The organism is Bartonella taylorii 8TBB, from assembly GCF_902825155.1.
Lineage (GTDB): Bacteria > Pseudomonadota > Alphaproteobacteria > Rhizobiales > Rhizobiaceae > Bartonella > Bartonella taylorii_A.
The window spans coordinates 1-483 of sequence record NZ_CADEAG010000099.1 but is presented as its reverse complement, the minus strand read 5'-3'; the positions used below and the strand labels follow the sequence as shown (position 1 = coordinate 483).

Below are 483 nucleotides of genomic sequence, written 5' to 3'. Positions count from 1 at the left end.
CAGCAGGCCAAAAGAAAAATAAAAAAGTCACAATAAGCTGAGGAAGCAGCAGCCAATAAGAGAGTAAACTATTTTTAAAGTATGCGTGTTTTTCTTGCATCCGTAAGGCTTTTTTAATATAGAAACTTCAGAAAGGTGAACAAAAAAGAATTAAAAGGACTCAACTGTTTGGATAAACTTTGATATTTAATAACAAGAATAAATCTTAAAGGTTAGCTTTTTCAAATTCACGTAGGAGTTTATTACCACGTTCAACGGTTTCATCTAATCCATCTTTTGGTGTTTTTGAACCACTAAGGACAGCTTCTAATTCTTGATCAAGAATAGAACGAATTTGTGGTAAATTACCAAATCTTATGCCCTTTGAGTTAACAGTTGGTGGATTGAGAGTGATCTGTTTAATAGCAATATCTGCACCGGCATTTTTATCGTAGTAATGCTGTTGCTTGCTCAATTCATAAGCAGCTTTTGTTGTTGGAAGGT

The 483-nt window shown here is 33.7% G+C and carries 2 pseudogenes; both read right to left on the bottom strand.

Annotated elements, in window-relative coordinates:
- A pseudogene (locus J7R13_RS08830) lies at positions 1 to 100 on the bottom strand (glycerol-3-phosphate transporter permease); the annotation flags it as partial.
- A 105-nt stretch (positions 101 to 205) separates the two neighbouring features.
- Positions 206 to 483, bottom strand: a pseudogene (locus J7R13_RS08825) (sn-glycerol-3-phosphate ABC transporter substrate-binding protein UgpB); the annotation flags it as partial.